The following is a 19,849-nucleotide window of genomic DNA, read 5'->3' as shown; positions in this document are numbered from 1 at the left end:
CCCTAAAAGCGTTCGGGCCGCGCAAGCACGGCGACGAGGTAGAGCAGAAGGCCAAGCGCGGTGAGGCCCGCGAGCCAGAGGTCGAGAGACATGGGCATCGATCCCTATGCGTCGTCGCACAGCCGCGCATAGCCGAGGCTCGCGGCGAGGAGAGCGAGGATGATGCCGATCCAGATCAGATCCTGCATGATGTTGCTCCGGCAAGACGCGGGCCACGGAATGGGCGAGTCGTCTGCAGGAGGCTCAAATAGGAGAAAGCCGCGTTTGAATTCGAGAGCGCGAAATCTCGGGCCGCATAGTGTTTGCGTATGATTTTTCGGACCGTCGATCATCTCGCCTCTGGGGCGAAGATGAGTTTCCGGGGCTTTTCTCCGCTACACCTCGAACAAGGCCTTCAAATCCTTTTTGAGTATCTTGCCGTTCGCATTACGCGGCAGCATGTCCGGCGCGAACCGGATCGCGACCGGAACCTTGAAGGCGGCAAGGCGCGCCCGGACCCAGCCCTGCAGTTCGGCCTCGCTCGCGGACATGCCGGGCGCCAGGTGGACGACCGCGACCGGTTCCTCTCCCAGTGTCCGGTGCGGGATGCCGATGACCGCGGCGTCGGTCACGGCCGGATGCTCGTAGAGTATGTTCTCGACTTCGGACGAATAGATATTCTCGCCGCCGCGCAGCACCATGTCCTTCGCGCGGTCGACGACATAGAGAAAACCTTCGTCGTCGAGCCGCGCAAGATCGCCGGTGCGCACCCAACCCTCGACGAAGGTTTCCGCTGTCGCCTCGGGTTTGTTCCAATAGCCCTTCACGATCATCGGGCCGCGCGCCCACAGCTCGCCGACCGTCCCCACGGGCAACAGGGTAACGCCATCGTCGGCGCGGATTTCAAGGTCGGCAACCGCGACCGGCGGCCCGGCGCTGGTCGGGCGAGCGAGATAATCCTCCGCCCCGTGCGAGGTGACCGTCGCCGTCGTTTCGGTCATACCCCAGCCGTTACCAGGGAGCGCGCCGAATTCCTCATAGATGCGCTTCACCAGTTCGGGCGCCGACGGCGCTCCACCGTATGAAATCGCCTCCAGCGAGGAAAGGTCGTAGCGGGCGCGGTCGGGATGCTCGATCAACTGCCACGCGATTGTCGGAACGCCGCCGGTCACATTGACCTTCTCGCGCTCGATGATCTCCATCGCGCGCCCCGCGTCCCATTTGCGCATGAAGATGGTGGTGTGGCCCGCCGCCATCGCTCCCATCAACATCGCCGAACAGGCGGTGACGTGGAACATGGGGATGACGGTCAGCAGCGTGCGCGGCATCGGATCGGGAATCGGCTCGCCACGGCGCAGAAAGCTGCGCGCCGCCGAAAAGCCGCCCGACAGGATATTGGTGACGAGATTGCGGTGCGTGCCGAGGGCGCCCTTGGGATTGCCGGTCGTGCCGCTGGTATAGAAGATCGTCGCCTCGTCGTCGCTCTCGATCGCGGCCTGCGGCCGCCCCTCATCGGGCAGGCCGCTCCAGCCATGCGGCACGCCGACGATGTCTTCGAGCGCGGTCGCCCCCGCGACGGGCGCATCCGCCCGCGCCACGATCAGATGTTCGACCGCGGGCATCGCTTCCAGATGGTCGCGGATACGCGCATGGCGCTCGGCGTCGACGAGGAGCAGCTTCGCACCCGAATCGCGGATGCCATAGGCAAGCTCGGCGCCCGTCCACCAGGCATTGAGCGGCACCGCGATCGCGCCGATCGTCACGATCGCAAAAAAGATCATCGGCCATTCGGGCAGGTTGCGCATCGCGAAGGCGACTCGATCCCCCTTGCCTACACCCATCGACCGGAACGCGCGCGCGAGGGTGGCGGTCGCGCGCCAATTCGCCTCATAGCTGACTCGCTCGTCGTCGAGGATCGTGAACAGCCGTTCGCCGTGGGTGCGCGAGAGGTCGAGGAGCTCGCCCAGATCGTGTGGCGCATTCTTCCAAATTCGCGTCGGAATGCCACCGACAAGGGCATGGTCCATTTCGAACTTGGCACCTGGCGCCGTAAGCAGGGCATTCGCCTCGGCGATGGACATGCTGGGCCAGGCGGGATCGAGCGGAACGATACGTTCGCTGGTCGGATCTTCAGCCATCGGCAAAGCTTCCATAATCTCTCTCCTCGTGCCGAGGGCCAGCCTCGGCTTACCGCTTCGGTAGGCCGCAGTTGACGTTCACGTCAACCGCGGGTGCGCAAAAATGCAAACAATGAGGCCGCAAGGATGTCGACCATCCGGCTGGGGATGCCGCTTCGCTCGCGGCGCGAGCCGCCAAAGCAGGGTCGCACCTGCGCGCACGACGAACCGCGAGGCTTTGTCCTGTATCCGCGGCGACAGTTGGTATGCTCCCTTGTCAAAGGTCCGGCGCCCGACTATCCGTCGCGTCACGAACCCCGGGGGCATATCAACCAGCGGACGCCGCAACCAAAGATTGCTTCAGCTGAACCCTGTTCCAGCCATTCCCTACGTCGAACAGCTCAGCATCGGGCCTGGGCGCCGCACGCTTGCCATAAGCCTGGCCGTGCTGATCACGGCGCTGCTGCTGTTCATGCTGTTTTCCTTTGGTCCGGGAAAGCCGCCGGGCACCAGGCAGGAGCGCGTCAGCGTGGTGAGCCTGAGCGTCTCCGAGGCTGGGAAAGAGTCGCCCGAACCGAGCAAATCGAAGCCCGAGCGGACCAGGGAGCAGTCGCAGCCACCCCCCGAAAAACCGCAGTCGCCGCAACCACCCGAACCACTGCCCCCGCCACCCATTACGCCGCCAGCCGCGCCGCCGCTGGCAGTGCCGCCATCGCCGCCCAGCCCCCCGAACGTCCTTCGCCCGTCAAACGGGCGGGTTTATGGGCCGCCCGACACCGGCGGCTCCCCCGCCTCCCGCGACTCCGAGCGCGTGGGAACGGCGCCCAATGGCGAGCCGCTCTATGCCGCGACCTGGTATCGCGAGCCGAGCGATGACGAACTGCGCGGCTATCTGTCCACCGCCAGCGGGCCCGGTTGGGGTCTGATCGCCTGCCGCACGGCGCCGGATTATCGCGTCGAGGACTGCGTCGGGCTCGACGAATATCCCTATGGGTCGCAGATCAATCGCGCAGTGCTCGCCGCGGCGTGGCAGTTCAAGGTGCGACCTCCGCGGCTCGGCGGACGGACTTTGGTGGGCAGTTGGGTCAGGATCAGAATCGACTACGACGTCCGGCGGCGCTGACCGCCGCCGTGTTGCCCCCGGCCTCTCCGATTGCGTCGAGGAACCCAACCGCTAGGTCGTACCTCGAACGATAAGGCGCGTGGGCAGCACGATGTCGCGTTTCCCCCCGGGATCTGCCGCATCTGCCACGATGCTCACCGCCCGGAATGCAAGATCGGCAATGGGTTGGTGGACCGTGGTCAGGGGCGGCCATGCGAGCTGCGCGATATAGCTGTCGTCGAACCCTGCAATCGCGACCTGGTCCGGAATCGACAGGCCCCGATCGCGGATCGCCATCATCGCGCCGATGGCAACTTCGTCGTTGAACGCGAAAATCGCGTCGGGCCACGGCCCCGCGGCCTTCAGAAGATCGACCGTCGCAAGCCGCCCGCTTTCCGAAATCGATTCGTGGACTTCGATGCGGGAAAGCGCGATGCGCGCCGGGTCGCCTCCCAATTCGGCCAACGCCTCGCCGAAAGCCCGTTCGCGGATCGACGCGGCGGCGTGGTCGGCGGGCCCCGCGATGAAGGCGAAGCGGCGGCGCCCGCTGTCCCAGAGATGCCTTGCAAGTTGCCGCACGCCGTGGCGGTCGTCGGCGCTGACCGCGATCGACCGGTCAATCCGCGTGCCGGGAGTGATGCGCACATAGGGCACACCGTCGCGGTCAAGAGCATCAAGCAACCTCTCATCGTCACAGACGGGCGGCGTCAGGATCAGCGCATCGCAACGGGCGCCGCGCAATCCCTGTTCATACCGGTCGACGACGCTGTCGGAACCATGGTCGAATTCCTCGAGGACAAGATGATAGCCATATTGACGGCAGGCCTTTGCCGCACCCCGGAAAATCTCCGCGAAATAGAAAGAGGAAAGATGCGGCATGAAAGCGCCGATCAGAAAGGAACGCGACGCCGCCAGCGATCGCGCGGCCTGGTTCACACGGTAACCGGTTTCGCGGATCGCCGCCTCGATGCGCTCGCGCGTCGCCGCGCTCACATTCGCATTGCGGTTGACGACCCGCGACACCGTCTTCGCCGACACACCGGCGATCGCCGCCACATCGTCCAGGGTTGCAGGCTTTTTCACGCGAGGACCGATAGGATTCATCGCGCCTTGTTAGACACGGAATACGTATCCAGTCCAGCATCAATGTCAGCGCTGACATTTTTGCGTTGTCAGCGCTGACATTATTAGTTAGCTATCGATTCAAGACAAAAGAAATCGGGGAGAGTTTCATGAAATCGTGGCTTTGCTGCGCGGGGCTGCTTGCTGCCTGCTCGACCTTCGCCGTCGCCCAGCGGGCAGAAGCGCAGGATACGACGAACAACGCCGACAGCCGCGCCGCCTCGACCGAAGCGGCGATGACCGACGCCGAACGGGTCTCGCTGCTCCACGGCATCATGGCCATGCCCTATGGCGACGTGAAGATACCCGAAGGCGTCCCTTTCGGCGCGGGTTATATTCCCGGCATCGAACGCCTCGCCGTTCCTCCTCTTACCGAAACCGACGCCAGCCTCGGCGTTTCCTATGTCGGCGGATTGCGTGGCGACGGCGCGACCGCGCTGCCTTCCGGGATGGCGATGGGGTCGACGTGGAGCCCGGAACTGATGCACAAGGGCGGCGCCCGGATCGCAGACGAAGCGCATGCTAAGGGATTCAATGTCCTGCTCGCGGGCGGCATCAATCTCGTCCGCGATCCGCGCGGCGGCCGCGCCTTCGAATATCTGGGCGAGGATCCGCTTCATTCGGGGCTGCTCGGCGGTGCGGCGGTCGCGGGCATCCAGTCTCGCCACGTGATTTCGACGGTCAAGCATTTCGTGCTCAACCCGACCGAAACCGGGCGCCAGTTCCACAACGGCATCATCGACGAGGGCGCCCTCCGCATGAGCGATCTGCTCGCCTTCGAGATCGCGATCGAAAAGGGCCAGCCCGGGTCGGTCATGTGCGCCTATAACAAGGTCAACGGCGCGCAGGCGTGCGGCAACGACCGGATGCTCAACGGCATCCTCAAACGCGACTGGGGCTACAAGGGCTGGGTGATGTCCGATTGGGGCGCGGTGCGGGCGACCGATTTCGCGATCGAGGGGCTCGACCAGCAATCGGGTGCGCAGCTCGATGCCTCGGTTTTCTTTGGCCAGCCCTTGCTAGACGCCGCGAAGCGCGACAAGCGATACCGCGACCGCATCGCCGATATGAGCCGGCGCGTGCTGCGCTCCATTTACGCCGTCGGCGTCGACAGCAACCCGCCTAGCAAGGCGCCGGTCGATGCCGCCGCCGGCGCCGCGGTCGCGCAGGAAATTGCCGAAAAGGGCATCGTCCTGCTCCAGAACCGCGACGGCATCCTGCCGCTGGCCGCCTCCGCCAAGCGCATTCTCGTCGTCGGCGGCTATGCCGACGCGGGCGTGCTCTCGGGCGGCGGGTCGTCGCAGGTGCAAGGTCAGGGTGGCCCGGCCGTCTCGCTCCCCACCATCGAAGATGGGCCGTTCACCGCGATGATGGCGCAGAATTTCCATCGCTCCTCGCCGCTTGCCGCCATTCGCGCCCGGGCCCCGCAGGCCGAGGTCGTCTTCCGCGACGGCCGCTATCCCGCCGAAGCAGCATTGGCGGCGAAGAACGCCGATCTCGTCATCGTCTTCGGCACCCAGTGGATGACCGAGGGACTCGATGTCGCCGACCTGTCACTGCCGCAAGGGCAGGATGCGGTGATCGCGGCGGTGGCGAAGGCCAATCCGAACAATATCGTCGTCCTCGAAACCGGCGGCCCAATCGCCATGCCGTGGAAGGATGATGTCGGCGCGATCGTCGAGGCCTGGTATCCCGGTGCGCGCGGCGGCGAAGCGATCGCCGCGATATTGTTCGGCGACGTCAATCCGTCGGGGCGCCTGCCGGTGACCTTCCCGGCCTCCGTTGCGCAGCTTCCGCGCCCCGCCCTGCCCGGTGCCGAAACGGTCGCGCCCAGCTTCGGCGGGCACGGAAAACCCGGCCAGACGCTCGACATCGACTATAATGTCGAAGGAGCAGACGTCGGCTATCGCTGGTTCGCCCGCAAACAGGAAAAGCCGCTTTATCCCTTTGGTTACGGGCTCAGCTACACCAGCTTCGAACGCTCGGGCCTTGCCGTATCGGGGGGCGCCAACCCCAGCGCGTCCTTCACGCTGCGGAACAGTGGTGGGCGCGACGGCGCTGATGTCGGGCAGGTCTATCTGGTCGAAACGCCGCGCGGCAAGACGCGCCGACTCGTCGCTTTCGCACGCGTCGACCTGAAGCCCGGCGAAGCCCGCACGGTCGAGGTGCCGATCGACCCGCGACTGCTCGCCGACTGGACCGCAAAGGGTTGGACCATCGCGCCCGGCACCTACCGTTTCGCGCTCGGCGCGTCGGCCGAAGATTTGATCGAGGAAACGAGCGTCACGCTCGCTGAAAGGACTTGGAACTACCGCCAATAGATAATCAGGACAGGGGATCGACATGAAGAGGATTTGGACTTCCGCCATGGCACTCACCGCGGCCCTCGCCGCCGCGACGCCGGCACTCGCGCAGGAAGTGGCGACCGACGGGCAAAGCAGCGGCTTCGGCGACATCATCGTCACCGCACAGAAGCGCGCCGAAAATCTGCAGGACGTGCCGATCTCGGCAACCGTCGTCAGCGGCGACCAACTCGCATCGCGCCAGATATTCGATCCGTCTCAGCTTCAGCTCGTCGCGCCAAGCCTCCAGGTCAAAAGCTTCAACGCCGCGCTCGGCGCGTCCAACTTCTCGGTTCGCGGGGTCGGCACGCTCAGCTTTTCGAACACGATCGAATCGAGCGTGACCTCGGTGATCGACGGCGTGGTGATGGGCAATCCGTCGCTCGGCTTCATGAACTATCTCGACCTCGCGCAAATCGAAGTGCTCAACGGGCCGCAAGGCATGTTGTTCGGGAAAAATGCATCGGCGGGCCTCGTCAACATCACGACGCGGCGGCCGGAGATCGGCCGTTTCGACGGACAGCTCTCGGGCGAGATTGCGCAGATGAAGGTGCCGGGCGACGGCCTGCTCTATCGCCTTCAGGGCATCGTCAACGTGCCGCTGGGCGACACCGCCGCGCTGCGCGTCAGCGCCTCGCAGACGCATACCGATCCCGTCATCAAGAATCTGGTGACCGTGCCTGGCAGCCAATATGGCCAGGACCAGACCAGCCTGCGTGCCAAGCTGCTTTGGGAACCGACGCCGGAACTCAGCATCTACATCGCCGGCGATTATGCCCATTCCTCGGGCGTCGGCTCGGGCGGCAGCGCCGACCGCATCGTACGGACGACCAGCCTGTTCGCCGCCGAAAATGCCGATCTCGGCATCGTCGCCAGCCCCGACAATTTCTATTCGAGCTATGGCGCGCCGACCAGGGCGACCTTCGACGTCGGCGGGGTGCAGGCCAATATCGACTATGAATTCTCCGGCGGCCACACGCTGACCAGCATCACCGCGTGGCGCAAGTTCGACGCCGACAATCTGTTCGATTCGGACAAGCACCGCATCGATATTCTCGACACCAACCACCAACTCTCGACGATTAGCCAGTTCACCGAGGAATTGCGGCTGGCATCGCCGACGGGCCAATTTTTCGAATATCAGCTCGGGCTTTATTATTTCGATTCCAAAAGCGATTCGGACATCACGGCCAGCGGCGCCTATGGCGAGACGGCGCCGCCGCCCGCGGGCTTCGATGCCTGGCTGGGCATTCGCTCGACCGGTTCGATGACATCGAAAAGCTATGCCGCCTTCGGGCAGGGCACGCTGAATCTCAGCGACCGGTTCCGCTTCACCTTCGGCGGCCGCTACACCTACGACAAGCTCAAGCTGCGATCGATCAGCGACGACACGGGGTTCGTCGTGCCGCTCGGCGCAACAGGGTCGCGCGATCAGCGCATCAGCGAGGAGAATTTCTCGTGGCGCGTCGGCGCGCAATATGACCTCACCGACGACGTCATGGCCTATGCATCGGTGGCACGCGGATACAAGGGGCCGGGTTTCAATCTGACGATCGATCCGAACGCGCCGCTCATCATGCCCGAAATTCCGACCTCCTACGAAGCGGGGATCAAGTCGACGCTGCTCGATCGCCACCTGATCTTCAACATTTCGGGCTACACCTCGACCTTCAAGAATTTCCAAGCGCAGGCCTTCGATACCGCGAGCAACGGCTACGTGCTGCTCAACGCGGGCGCGCTCAAATCGCGCGGGTTCGAGATCGAGGCATCAGCTCTGCCGGCGCAGGGGCTCGTGTTCAATCTGGGGGTGAGCTACGTCGATGCCTTCTTCTCGGACTTCCAGGCCGACAAATGCTATCCTTTCCAACCCGACTGCCGCGCCAACGGCACGATCGACTCGTCGGGCAACCGCCTGCCGAACGTGCCCAAATGGACGATCAGCCTGACGGGCCGCTATGAAACGCCGGTCAGCGAACATATGGCGGTATTCCTGCAAGGTGCGCTCTACAGCCGCACCAAGTCGAACTTCAGCTCGACCGCGGATCCGAGCACCGAATTGCCGGGCTATACGCTGTTCGACGCGAGCATCGGGCTCAAGGAAATCGACGACAAATATAAATTGACGCTCTTTTGCCGCAATTGCTTCGACAAGCGCCAGCCGACCTTCATCAATTCCAACTCGCAGTCTCGCGGCGACTATTACCACATGTTCGGCCTCAACTCGTTCCGCACGCTCGGCGTGTCGCTCGAAGGGCGTTTCTGAAAAAGTGTAAGGCGCCGGGCCGCCGGTCGCGGCGACCCGGCGCAACCGGAAGGTTGACTATGATGAGAAAATGGATCGCGGCCGCGGCCGGCGCCCTGGCTATCGCGGCAGCCGCAACATCGCCCGCGGCCGCCGAGGAAAAGCCCGGTGCGCCGAAGCTGGTCATCCTGATTTCGATCGACCAGTTTTCGGCCGATCTGTTCAACGCCAGCCGCAGCGATTTTCATGGCGGGCTCGCGACGCTGGCGGGGGGGATTGTTTATTCCAATGCCTTCCACGCCCACGGTGTGACCGAGACCTGCGCCGGCCATGCCGTGATCGCCAGCGGCCGGCACCCCAATGCGACGGGGATCATCGCGAACCAATGGTATGACCAGCGCGGCGCGATCGATCGCTATTGCACCGACGACGGCGTCCACGTCGCGGCGCGCGCCAGCCGCAAGCTCGGCGTCGGGCCGGGGATGCTGGAAGTGTCCACGCTCGGCGACTGGCTGAAGGCCGCTTCGCCCGCCAACCGCGTCTTTTCGGTCGCGGGCAAGGACCGCTCGGCGATCATGATGGGCGGCCGTCATCCCGACGGCGCCTTCTGGTTCGACGGCAAGCAGGGCTTCGATAGCTGGGGCGATGATCCGCAGCAGGCACAGCGACGCCTCGCGCCGCTCGACCGCCTCAACGCGAAGCTCGCGAAGCGCCTCGCGGCACCGCCCCCCTGGACCTATCGGCGCGAGGCCTGCCGTCAGCGCGAGGCTTATATCCCCCTGCCCGGCGGCGGAAATTTCCACGCGCACCTGCCGCCCGATCCGGCGGCGGCGATCCCGGGACAACCGGCCGCAAACGGCCCGTCGCTGCCGCCCTGGTTCTATGACAGCGCCACGATCGACGCCGCGCTTAGCCTGATCGACAGCGAAGCGCTCGGCCGCGCGGCGGGAACCGATCTGCTGGCGGTCGGCCTTTCCGCGACCGACATGGTCGGCCATGCCTATGGCACGCAGGGGCCCGAGATGTGCGACCAGATGGCGCGCGTCGACGAAGAAGTCGGGCGCCTTCTGAAGCGCGTCGAGGACCTGCATATTCCCGTACTCGTCGCGCTCACCGCCGACCATGGCGGCGGCGACATCCCCGAACGGCTGACGATGCGCGGCTATCGCGATGCCGGCCGTATCGATGCCAAGGCCTTGCTGGCCGATCTCAACGCCGCGGCGCGCACCGCGGCCGGCATCGGCTGGGATCCGCTGCGCCCGGCCTATTTCGATCCGACCCAGCTCCTCGTCGTCGATGCCGAAGGACGCTCGCTTGCCGACGCCGCCCTCAAGGCGCGCATCGCCGAAGCCGCCGCGACGCGGGCCCTCGCTCTGCCCGGCATTGCGGGCGCGTGGACCGCCGCGCAGTTGCGGGCGCGTCACCCCGATCCGCGCCTTTCTCCCGATCTATTGCCGGTTGCCGATCGCATGGCGCTGTCCTTCTATCCCGAGCGCAGCGGCGACGTCCTGCTCGCGACCGATCCCCTCAAGATCGCCGCGCCGCCGCTCCCCGGCCTGTTCATGATGGGGCATTCGGGACCGAGCGATTTCAACCGGCGCGTCCCCATCCTATTCTGGTGGCCCGGCGTGGTCCATCAGGAGCGTGCCTTGCCGGTGCGGGTGGTCGATCTCGCGCCGACCCTCGCAGCCGACATGCGGATCGCGCCGAGCGATCCGGTCGATGGAGAATGCCTCGAACTCGGCGATACCGGGACGACCTGTCTCACGCCGCCTGCGCCGTCGCGCTAGGATTCGTGCGGACCCGAGTCTGAAAGGACAGAATATGCGGATATTTCCTGCCATCGCGCTCGCCCTTGCGCTCGCCTCTCCGGCCGCGGCCGCGGAGACCTCGGCGCAACCCGTCGTCGAAACCCACAGCGGCGTCGTGCAGGGTGTGGCGGAGGGGCAGAGCATCGCCTATCGCGGCATGCCCTATGCCCTGCCGCCGGTGGGCACCCTGCGCTGGCGCGCGCCGCAACCCGCCGACCGCTGGCCGAATGTCCGCATCGCCGGCCAATTCGGTCCCGACTGCATGCAGATCCCCTACAAGGCCGACGCCGCACCGTTGGGAGTCAAGCCGTCGGAAGATTGCCTGTATCTCAACGTCTGGACGCCGGCCGCGCCCTCGCGCGAAAAGCGTCCGGTGATGGTCTGGATCTACGGCGGCGGCTTCGTCAACGGCGGCAGCTCCCCGCCCGTCTATTCGGGCCGGTCCTTCGCCGAATCGGGCGTGATATTCGTCAGCTTCAACTATCGTCTCGGCCGCTTCGGCTTCTTCGCCCATCCCGCACTCACCCAGGAAGCCGCGGGGGCACCGCACGGCAATTATGCGATTCTCGACCAGATCGCCGCGCTGCAATGGGTGCGCGACAATATCGCGGCGTTCGGCGGCGACCCCGGCAATGTCACCATCTTCGGCGAATCGGCGGGCGGCATGTCCGTACATGCCCTGGCGACAACCCCGCTCGCGAAGGGACTCTTCCACAAGGCGATCGTCATGTCGGGCGGTGGGCGCGACCTGATGGGTCCACTGCGCACCGCGGCCGAGGCCGAAACGATCGGCGCCGACTTCGCGCGGGCCAAGGGAGTCGAGGGCGACGGCGCCGACGCGCTCGCCGCGCTTCGCGCGCTGCCCGCCGACAGCGTGATGAGCGGCCTCAACCTGATGACCCTGTTCGACGCCAAGGATTTCACGCCGCTCTATGCCGACGGACAAATCGTGCGCCGGTCGGTCGACGCCGCCTATGCCGCAGGCGAAGGCGCGCCGATCCCGATGGTGATCGGCGCCAACGACGCCGACGGCTTTTTCTTCGGCGGCGGGGTCGAACAGGCCTATGCTCCGCTGGCCGCCATGCGGGCCGGAGCCGAACCGGTTTACGACCCCGAAGGACGCAGGGACGCAATGCGCATCGGGGTCGCGGTCTCCGCCGATACGATGTTCCTCGAACCCGCACGCCACGTCGCGCGGATCATTGCCGGACGCAGACAACCCGTTTTCACCTATCGCTTCGGCTATGTGCCCGAATATTTGCGTGCGAAGCTGCCCGGCGCTTTCCATGCCAGCGAATTGCCCTTCTTCTTCGACACCGTCGACGTCCGCCACGGCGCGGCGACGACGCCCGCCGATCGCACGGCGGCACGGCTGGTGCATGATTATTGGGTCAATTTCGCAAAGACCGGCACGCCCTCGGCCATCGGTGGCGGACGCTGGTCGCCCTATGCGGCGGCAAGCGACGCCGTGATGATTTTCGACGCGACGGGCGCCCATCAGGAGCCCGATCCGATCCGCGCGCGGCTCGACTTCGTCGAACGGACCATAACCGCTAAGACGCCCTGAAGGGCAGGAGCGATAGCGATGCGCCTTTTCCTTTCTCTCGCCCTTCTGTTCGGCACGCTCCCGCTTGCACCGCCGGCGACCGCGGAGGAGGCAGTGGTCAAGATCGAGAGCGGCGAGCTGGCCGGCACGGTCGATCATGACGTGATCCGTTTTCTGGGTGTGCCCTATGCCGCTCCGCCGGTCGGCGAACGGCGCTGGGCGGCGCCCCAGGCGGCATTGCCGTGGTCGGGGCGGCGTGCGGCAAAAACCCAGGGCCCCGGTTGCATGCAGGCGATCACACCCGACGGCTTCGGTCCCTGGACCCGGGAATATGTCGCCCCGCCGCCGGTCTCGGAAGACTGCCTCACGCTCGACATATGGGCGCCGGCGCACCACGACGCGGGGCCGTTGCCGGTGATGTTGTGGATCCATGGCGGCGCCTTCATGTCGGGGTCGAACGCGGTGCCGATCTATGACGGCACCGAATTGGCGCGGCAGGGCATCATGGTCGTATCGATCAATTATCGCCTGGGAGTTTTCGGTTTTTCGGCCTTTCGCGATCTGGCGGGCGAGCCGGGCGGCGGCGCGAATTTCGGCTTGCAGGACATGATTGCGGCGCTCGGCTGGACGCAACGCAATATCGCGGCCTTCGGCGGCGACCCCGAACGGGTCACCATCGCCGGCCAGTCGGCGGGGGGCATGGCGGTGCAAATGCTGCTCCTCTCCCCGCAAGCCGAAGGCCTGTTCGCTCGCGCGATCGTGCAAAGCGGCATCGTCGAGACCCCGCTGCCCGACCGCGCCGAAGCCGACCGCCGCGGCGCCGACCTGCTGGCGCGCGCCGGGTTGTCCGACACCGCCGCGCTGCGTCAGCTGCCCGCCGACCGGGTGATGGCGCTGCTCGATGCCGGCCCGCTCGCCGGAGCGGGCGACGTCGGCGGCCTGCCGCTGCTCGGTCCGGTTGTCGATGGGTCGATCCTGCCCGACCAGATCGAGGCGCTCGAAGCGGCAGGCGGGCGGCAGGTGATTCCGGTGATGGCCGGGCTGAACGCCGACGAAGGCGTGCTGAATCCCGCCTATTTCCACACTACACCCGCCGAAGTGCGCGCCCGCGCGTCCCATATGGTCGGAGAGGCCGACGCCGATATCCTGCTGGCGGGCACCCCGCTCGACAGCGAAGCGGCGGCGCGTGCCGCCGGCCAGCGGCTGACGCGCCTCTATGGTCTCGCATCGCTCATCGACTGGGCGCGGGCGCATCGCGGACCGATTTTCACTTATTATTACACCCACCCCGAGCCCGGGCCGGGCAAAGACATGTTCGGCGCCTTCCATTCGGCCGAAATCCCCTATGTTTTCAATTCATTGAAAGCATCTCCAGACCGACCCTTCGATGATCGGGACCATCTGATCGCCGCCAGAATGTCGCGCCTGTGGGCCAATTTCGTTAAAAGCGGCGACCCCAATGGTGCGGACCTGCCGCATTGGCCCCTTTTCGCCAAGGGGTCGGCCGACGTGATGGAATTGGGCACGCATTTCGCGCCCTATCAGGACGACCGGGCCGGGCTGGCGCTCGTGCTCGATCGACTGCCGAAGGGTCCGGGACGTTCGGTCTTCGGCATCGACAGTTTTGCGCGACGGGCCGAGCATCCGATGACCGACGCATGGCCCGGAGATTCCGACCGTCGCGCCGAATAGAGTTTGGGGGCACATGCCGCCGATGCAGATGCCATAAAGCGCCGGCCACCGGCTATGCCATCGCGCCGTTTCGCACTGCTCCCCGGCATCCCGCGACGCCCGCCTCACTCGCCTTGTGCCGACCCGCCATCCGAAATTGCCACCCCGATACGAACCCGCCCTTCCCTCCGCTGTCGGGTTAATTTACAGTTTACCATCAGCCAGTCGCGTCGAATCCCCGATTTGCGCCACTGGCACGGCGCTTGCTTGGATGGGAATGATGCTGAAAAAGATCGGACGCCTGTTCGTCATCAAGACCCGCTTCGAGGCGTGTCTGATCGTCTATGCGCTCGCGATGGGGGCGATGGCGCGCGGCACGGCCTATCTGCATCAATTTCCCGGTTTCGGCGGCTATCTGCTGATGGCGGCGTGCAGCGGTTCGGTTTTCCTCGCCGGCGCGAAGATTTTCGACTGCCTGCACTATGAACAGGCTGCCAAAACCGCGGCCGAACCGCAGGCATAGCGACGCGCGACCTTTCACCCGTCATCAAGCTGTGCCAAGGCCGATGCCATGAGCAGGATCAGCGGCCGCCCCTCGATCAGCACCGAACATGTCTATGGCCTCAGCCTGCGCGTCGCGCGCTGGCATGAGGGTGCGCCCGGCACGCCGCTGCTCTTCCTCAACGGCATCGGAGCCGACATCGCCGCCGCGGCGCCGCTGCTCGCGCAAATCCAGGGCCGCGAGGTGTGGACGCTCGACATGCCCGGCGTCGGCGGCTCGCCCGACGCGCTGCTCCCCTATAGCGCGCCGACGATGGCGGCGACGGTGATGGAGATCGCGGGTCGCTTCGGCCACGACTTGCTCGACGTCACGGGGTTCAGCTGGGGCGGCGCACTGGCGCAGCAGATCGCGGTGCAGTTTCCGGAGCGCGTGCACCGCCTGGTGCTGATGGCGACGACCCCGACGGTCGGCGCGCCCGGCATCGGCTGGGCGGCGCTGCTCGACGACGACATGCTCGCCAGCGGTCTCAAGCTGCCGACCGCGACTCCGCTCGGCCTGACCTGGCAGACGATGGCGATGGCGGGCTGGACGAGCGCGGCGATGCTGCCGCACCTTCGCAATATCCCGACGCTGATCCTGATGGGCGAGCGCGACGGCGTCGTGCCCGCGTGCCACGGACAGACGATCGCCGAGCTGATCGACGGCGCGGTGCTGGAGGTGGTGCCGGGATCGCACCTCTTCCCCTTCACCCACGCCGCGGCGATCGCCGCGCGGATCAACGACTTTCTGGAGCAGGCGCCGCCTGCGGCGCGAGCCGCCGCGTAAGGAAGTCCGCGATCGCCTTCGCGGTCGCATCGGGCGCTTCCTCCATCGGCAGATGACCGATGCCGTCCAGCAGCACGACCTCCGACCCCGCGATCCGCTCGTGGAAGGTCTGGGCGGCGGTCGGATTGATCAGCCGATCCTCCTTGCCGAACAGGATCAGCGTCGGCGCCCTGATCTCGCCGATCCGATCCGCCATCGCGGGCTCGCGGTCGATCCGCGCGCGCAGCGCCGTCGCCTCGCGATTGCCCGGAAAGCGCAGCAACTCCCAATAGCGGTCGATCATCGCATCATCGACGATGTCCTGCCGCGCGACCGAACCGCGCAGCGATTCCTCGACCAGCGAGCGCGGGGTGATCTGCGTCGCCAGCCAGCGCCCGAACGGGTATTGCAGGATGCGAAAGCCGATGTTCGATTCGGGCGCTTTCTCGCCCTTGCGCAGCGGCATCCCGGCCGCGTCGAGCAGCAGCAGTGCGTCGACCCGGTCGGGCCGGTCGAGCGCGTAGCGCCACGCGACCCAGCCGCCCATCGAATTGCCGCCGAGGATGAAATGGTCGAGGCCCAGCTTTGCCGCGACGACATCGACCGCCGCGATCATCCCGTCGGCGCTGTAATCCTTGTCGGGCGTGCCGCCGGTCAGCCCGTGTCCGGGCAGGTCGAGCGTGACGATGCGATAGGTCGCGCCGAGCCGCTTCACCAGCGGCTCCCACGTCTGGAGGCTCGAATTGGCGCCGTGGAGCAACACGATGACGGGACCGTCGCGGCGCCCCTGGTCACGGTAATGGATATGCTGCCCCGCCGGCCCGGCCGCGAAGGCGGCGTTCGGGCCGCCATATTTGGCGATCATCGCGTCGCGGTCGGTATCGGGCGTCCGAAGCGCAAAGAAGAGCGCGACGATCGCGAGCAGCAGCGCGAGCGGAATGAGCACCCGCTTGCGCCGGAAGAGCGGCCGCCGCGGCGGCAGCGGTTCGAAATCATCTTCGTCGATCGTCGGCATCCGGCCCCCCTCAGAGCGAGAAAGACCCTAGCGGGCAGGCTCGTGGCGTCAATCCACGCTATTCATATATGGGGCGACGAAAGGTTTCGGGCAGGAACAACAACCCGACGACCACGCCGACCGCCGCGATCGCGACCGGATACCAGAGGCCGTAATAGATGTTGCCGGTGGCCGCGACCATCGCGAAGGCAGTCGTCGGCAGGAAGCCGCCGAACCAGCCGTTGCCGATATGATAGGGAAGCGACATGGCGGTGTAGCGGATGCGGCTGGGGAAGAGCTCGACGAGCAGCGCGGCGATCGGGCCATAGACCATCGTCACCAGCAGCACGAGGTAGAAGAGGATCGCGACGACGAGCGGCTTGTCGATGGCCTGCGGGTCGGCCTTCGCCGGATAGCCCGCGTCCGCGAGCGCGCGTTCGAGGTCGGCGCGGAAAGAGGCGACCGCCCCCGCTCGATCCTCTTCGGCAAGGCGCCACGGATCGGGTGCGGCGAGGACATGCGATCCGATGCGGACCCGTGCCGGATCGCCCGTCCTGCGTTCGCGGGTGAAAGCGGTGTAGCTGACGCCGGCCTTCGCCAGCGCCGACTTGATGATGTCGCAGCCCTTATCCTCGAATCTGTTGCGCCCGATCGGGTCGAACTGGAAGGAACAGGCGCCGGGGTCCGCCGCCATGATCACCGCGGCTTGCTGCTGTGCCTTGGCCATCGCTGGATTGGCGGCCTCCGTCAGCATCTGGAACGAAGGGAAATAGGTCAGCGCCGCGAGCGCGCAGCCGGCAAGGATGATCGGCTTGCGTCCGATCCGGTCGCTGAGCCAGCCGAAGAGAATGAAGAAGGGGGTGCCGAGCGCCAGCGCGATGGCGATCAATATGTTCGCGGTCGCGCCGTCGACCTTCAGCGTCTTTTCGAGGAAGAAGAGCGCGTAGAATTGCCCGGTGTACCAGACCACCGCCTGCCCCGCGACCGCGCCGAACAGCGCGACGAGCACCCATTTGAGGTTCGCCCAGCGCCCGAAGGCCTCGGTCAGCGGCGCCTTAGAGGTCGTGCCCTCTTCCTTCATCTGCCGGAAGACCGGACTTTCCTCAAGCTGCAGTCGAATCCACAGCGACACGCCGAGAAGAATGGCCGAGATCAGGAAAGGGATGCGCCAGCCCCAGTCCGCGAAGGCGGCTTCGCCGACGAGCGAGCGGGTCACGATGACGACGAGCAAGGCCGCGAACAAACCGAGCGTCGCGGTGGTCTGGATGAAACTGGTGAAAAGGCCGCGCTTTCCTTCAGGCGCATGTTCAGCGACATACGTGGCAGCGCCGCCATATTCGCCGCCAAGCGCGAGCCCTTGGACGAGGCGGAGCAGAACGAGGAGGATCGGCGCCGCGACGCCGGCCGCCGCATAACTCGGCAGCACGCCGACGAGAAAGGTCGATGCGCCCATCAATCCCATGGTGACGAGGAACGTATTCTTGCGCCCGACGAGGTCGCCGATCCGTCCGAAGACGAGCGCACCGAAAGGGCGCACCGCAAAACCCGCGGCGAAGGCCGCAAGCGCGAAGATGAAGCCCGTGGTCTCGTTGACGCCCGAAAAGAACTGCGCCGAGATTACGCCCGCGAGCAGGCCGTAGAGGTAGAAATCATACCATTCGAACACGGTGCCGAGCGAGGAGGCGAGGATCACCTTGCGCTCGCTCTGCCGGGTTTCGGCTGGAAGTGCTGCTGCGCCTGCGCCGTCGGTCATCCGCTACCCCTTCACCCCTTATGGGAGTGGACGGTAGTCGGTCACCGCGTAGCGTCAATGACGCAGACATCGTTCGCCGACACCCGAACCGAAAAGGTCGTCATTGCGAGCGGAGCGAAGCAATCCAGAGCGGGTTGTCGCGCCCTGGATTGCTTCGTCGCTACGCTCCTCGCAATGACGAGATTGGAGGTGTCAACCGACGCGCGTCACCGCGCCCTTGTGCGCGCCGACGCCGCCGCGGCGCGGGCGGAAGCGGCGCTTGCGCTGCGGTTGCGCGCCCTCGCCCGCCGGCGCTTCGCGACGCGGGCCGCGGTTCGACTTCTCGCCGTTACGGCGCAATGCATCCTCGCGCTGGCGCTGCGGATCGCGGCCCTTGCCGCCGGTGTTGCGCGGCGCCTGCACCGGCTTGGGCAGGTTGCGCACCATTTCGTTGAAGCCGTCGGGCAGCTTCACCGGCTCGGCACGGGTACGCGTCACGCGCTCGATATCGCGCAGATAGGCTTTTTCGTCGGGTGCGACGAAGCTGATCGCAATGCCCTCCGCCCCCGCGCGCGCGGTGCGGCCGATGCGGTGGACATATTGTTCGGGAACGTTCGGAATCTCGAAGTTGATCACATGGCTGACGCCGCTGACGTCGATCCCGCGCGCCGCAATGTCGGTCGCGACGAGCAGGCGCACCTGCCCCGAGCGAAAAGCCTGGAGCGCCGTCGTGCGCTGCGCCTGGCTCTTGTTGCCGTGGATCGCATAGGCCTGGATGCCCGCGCCCGCGAGGTGGCGGACGACGCGGTCGGCGCCATGCTTGGTGCGCGTGAAGATCAGCGCGCGGTCGATCTCCTCGGCCTTCAGTACATGATGGAGCAACGCCTGCTTCTCCTTCTGCTCGACGAAGGTGATCTGCTGGCGGACCTTTTCGGCGGTCGTCGCCTGCGGCGCGACCGACACAGTGACCGGATCGTTGAGGAACTGGTCGGCCAGGCCCGCGATCTCCTTCGGCATCGTCGCCGAGAAGAAGAGATTCTGGCGGCGCGAGGGCAGCAGCTTGGCGATGCGGCGCAGCGAATGGATGAAGCCCATGTCCATCATCTGGTCGGCTTCGTCGAGAACGAATATCTCGACATCGTCGAGGCGTAGCGCGCGCTGATCGATCAGGTCGAGCAGACGGCCCGGTGTCGCAACGAGAATGTCGACGCCCTTCGCCAGATCGCGAATCTGCTTGTTGATCGGCACGCCACCGAAAACGGTCGAGACGCTGAGCTTGGTGAAGCGGCCATAGTCGCGGCAGCTTTGCGCGATCTGCGCGGCAAGCTCGCGGGTCGGCGCGAGCACGAGCATCCGGCAGCCGCGCGGGTTAGCGCGATGGGGATAGGTCAGGAGGTGATGGATCGAAGGCAGCGAAAAGCCTGCGGTCTTGCCGGTGCCGGTCTGCGCGATGCCACACAGGTCGCGGCCCTTCATCAGCGGCGGGATCGCCTGCACCTGGATCGGGGTCGGCGTGGTGTAATCCTTGGCGGCAAGCGCGCGATTGATGTCGGCGTGCAGGCCAAAGTCATTGAAACTCGTCATAAAATACTCACTATGGGCGACGCGCAGGCGCATCCGCTCGCATCGAACGGACGGCGCACGGCCGCGGGTTCGAAACGACCCGCGTGAAAGGGTGCCTCTGGGGACAAAGCGCCGGTCCGGCTCGCCCGCGCCTGAAATGGGCGGGAAAATCACGCTGCCGGTGGTTACGGCGGGGAAGCCCGCCATGCTGCGCTGCACAACATATGGCATGGGTTGCGCGAAATTGCAAGATTATTGCTTGCCTACCTATTCCCGTTCGCCCTGAGCTTGTCGAATAGCCGTTCTTTCTTCATGAAATGGG

General features: G+C 65.8%; 15 protein-coding genes. 8 read left to right on the top strand and 7 right to left on the bottom strand.

The window, feature by feature from the left end; genetic code table 11:
• Positions 1-2 precede the first annotated feature (2 nt).
• Genes NP825_RS03680 through NP825_RS03670 form a run of 3 tightly spaced genes read right to left on the bottom strand, consistent with a single transcriptional unit; the run spans position 3 to position 2,117 of the window.
• Entirely contained in the window at positions 3-92 is a 90-nt protein-coding gene (locus NP825_RS03680; protein WP_257548509.1) for a potassium-transporting ATPase subunit F, read from the bottom strand.
• 12 nt (positions 93-104) lie between these two features.
• Entirely contained in the window at positions 105-332 is a 228-nt protein-coding gene (locus NP825_RS03675) for a hypothetical protein (protein ID WP_257548507.1), read from the bottom strand.
• Positions 333-374: 42 nt separating this feature from the next.
• On the bottom strand, positions 375-2,117 hold the full coding sequence (locus NP825_RS03670) for a class I adenylate-forming enzyme family protein (protein ID WP_257548505.1): 1,743 nt from the start codon (positions 2,115-2,117) through the stop codon (positions 375-377).
• Positions 2,118-2,541: 424 nt separating this feature from the next.
• Here NP825_RS03670 and NP825_RS03665 point away from each other — a divergent pair, with 424 nt between their 5' ends.
• Positions 2,542-3,219: a hypothetical protein gene (locus NP825_RS03665; RefSeq protein WP_257548502.1), complete on the top strand. Its 678-nt coding sequence runs from the start codon at positions 2,542-2,544 to the stop codon at positions 3,217-3,219.
• A 51-nt stretch (positions 3,220-3,270) separates the two neighbouring features.
• Here NP825_RS03665 and NP825_RS03660 read toward each other — a convergent pair whose 3' ends face one another.
• Positions 3,271-4,281, bottom strand: coding sequence for a LacI family DNA-binding transcriptional regulator (locus NP825_RS03660; protein WP_257548500.1), 1,011 nt, complete (start codon positions 4,279-4,281; stop codon positions 3,271-3,273).
• A 149-nt stretch (positions 4,282-4,430) separates the two neighbouring features.
• On the opposite strand from NP825_RS03660, the gene NP825_RS03655 reads away from it, so the two are divergent.
• The 7 genes from NP825_RS03655 (at position 4,431) to NP825_RS03625 (ending at position 15,259) form a co-directional block, all read left to right on the top strand.
• Complete coding sequence (locus tag NP825_RS03655) at positions 4,431-6,641, top strand: glycoside hydrolase family 3 protein (protein ID WP_257548498.1); 2,211 nt, start codon at positions 4,431-4,433, stop codon at positions 6,639-6,641.
• Between the two features lie 46 nt (positions 6,642-6,687).
• The gene (locus NP825_RS03650) at positions 6,688-8,925 is read left to right on the top strand and encodes a TonB-dependent receptor (protein ID WP_257548480.1); all 2,238 of its coding nucleotides are present in this window, start codon (positions 6,688-6,690) and stop codon (positions 8,923-8,925) included.
• A gap of 62 nt (positions 8,926-8,987) precedes the next feature.
• The gene (locus tag NP825_RS03645) at positions 8,988-10,694 is read left to right on the top strand and encodes an alkaline phosphatase family protein (RefSeq protein WP_257548478.1); all 1,707 of its coding nucleotides are present in this window, start codon (positions 8,988-8,990) and stop codon (positions 10,692-10,694) included.
• A gap of 34 nt (positions 10,695-10,728) precedes the next feature.
• Entirely contained in the window at positions 10,729-12,282 is a 1,554-nt protein-coding gene (locus NP825_RS03640) for a carboxylesterase/lipase family protein (protein ID WP_257548476.1), read from the top strand.
• A gap of 18 nt (positions 12,283-12,300) precedes the next feature.
• Positions 12,301-13,953, top strand: a complete 1,653-nt coding sequence (locus tag NP825_RS03635) for a carboxylesterase/lipase family protein (protein WP_257548474.1) — start codon at positions 12,301-12,303, stop codon at positions 13,951-13,953.
• A 259-nt stretch (positions 13,954-14,212) separates the two neighbouring features.
• Positions 14,213-14,455, top strand: coding sequence for a hypothetical protein (locus NP825_RS03630; protein WP_257548472.1), 243 nt, complete (start codon positions 14,213-14,215; stop codon positions 14,453-14,455).
• 48 nt (positions 14,456-14,503) lie between these two features.
• Complete coding sequence (locus NP825_RS03625; RefSeq protein ID WP_257548470.1) at positions 14,504-15,259, top strand: alpha/beta fold hydrolase; 756 nt, start codon at positions 14,504-14,506, stop codon at positions 15,257-15,259.
• Here NP825_RS03625 and NP825_RS03620 read toward each other — a convergent pair.
• The 3 genes from NP825_RS03620 to NP825_RS03610 all read right to left on the bottom strand — a co-directional run bounded on the left by NP825_RS03620 (position 15,210) and on the right by NP825_RS03610 (position 19,548).
• A complete protein-coding gene (locus NP825_RS03620; RefSeq protein WP_257548467.1) occupies positions 15,210-16,253 on the bottom strand; it encodes an alpha/beta fold hydrolase in 1,044 nt (347 codons plus the stop codon). The two genes, NP825_RS03625 and NP825_RS03620, sit on opposite strands and share 50 nt — an antisense overlap.
• A 58-nt stretch (positions 16,254-16,311) precedes the next feature.
• On the bottom strand, positions 16,312-17,985 hold the full coding sequence (locus NP825_RS03615) for an MFS transporter (protein ID WP_257548465.1): 1,674 nt from the start codon (positions 17,983-17,985) through the stop codon (positions 16,312-16,314).
• A gap of 192 nt (positions 17,986-18,177) precedes the next feature.
• Positions 18,178-19,548, bottom strand: a complete 1,371-nt coding sequence (locus tag NP825_RS03610) for a DEAD/DEAH box helicase (RefSeq protein ID WP_257548463.1) — start codon at positions 19,546-19,548, stop codon at positions 18,178-18,180.
• Positions 19,549-19,849: the final 301 nt, after the last annotated feature.

The organism is Sphingopyxis sp. DBS4 (genome assembly GCF_024628865.1).
Taxonomy (GTDB): Bacteria; Pseudomonadota; Alphaproteobacteria; order Sphingomonadales; family Sphingomonadaceae; genus Sphingopyxis.
Note: the sequence above shows the minus strand (reverse complement) of the source record. Positions and strands in the feature narration are given on the sequence as shown.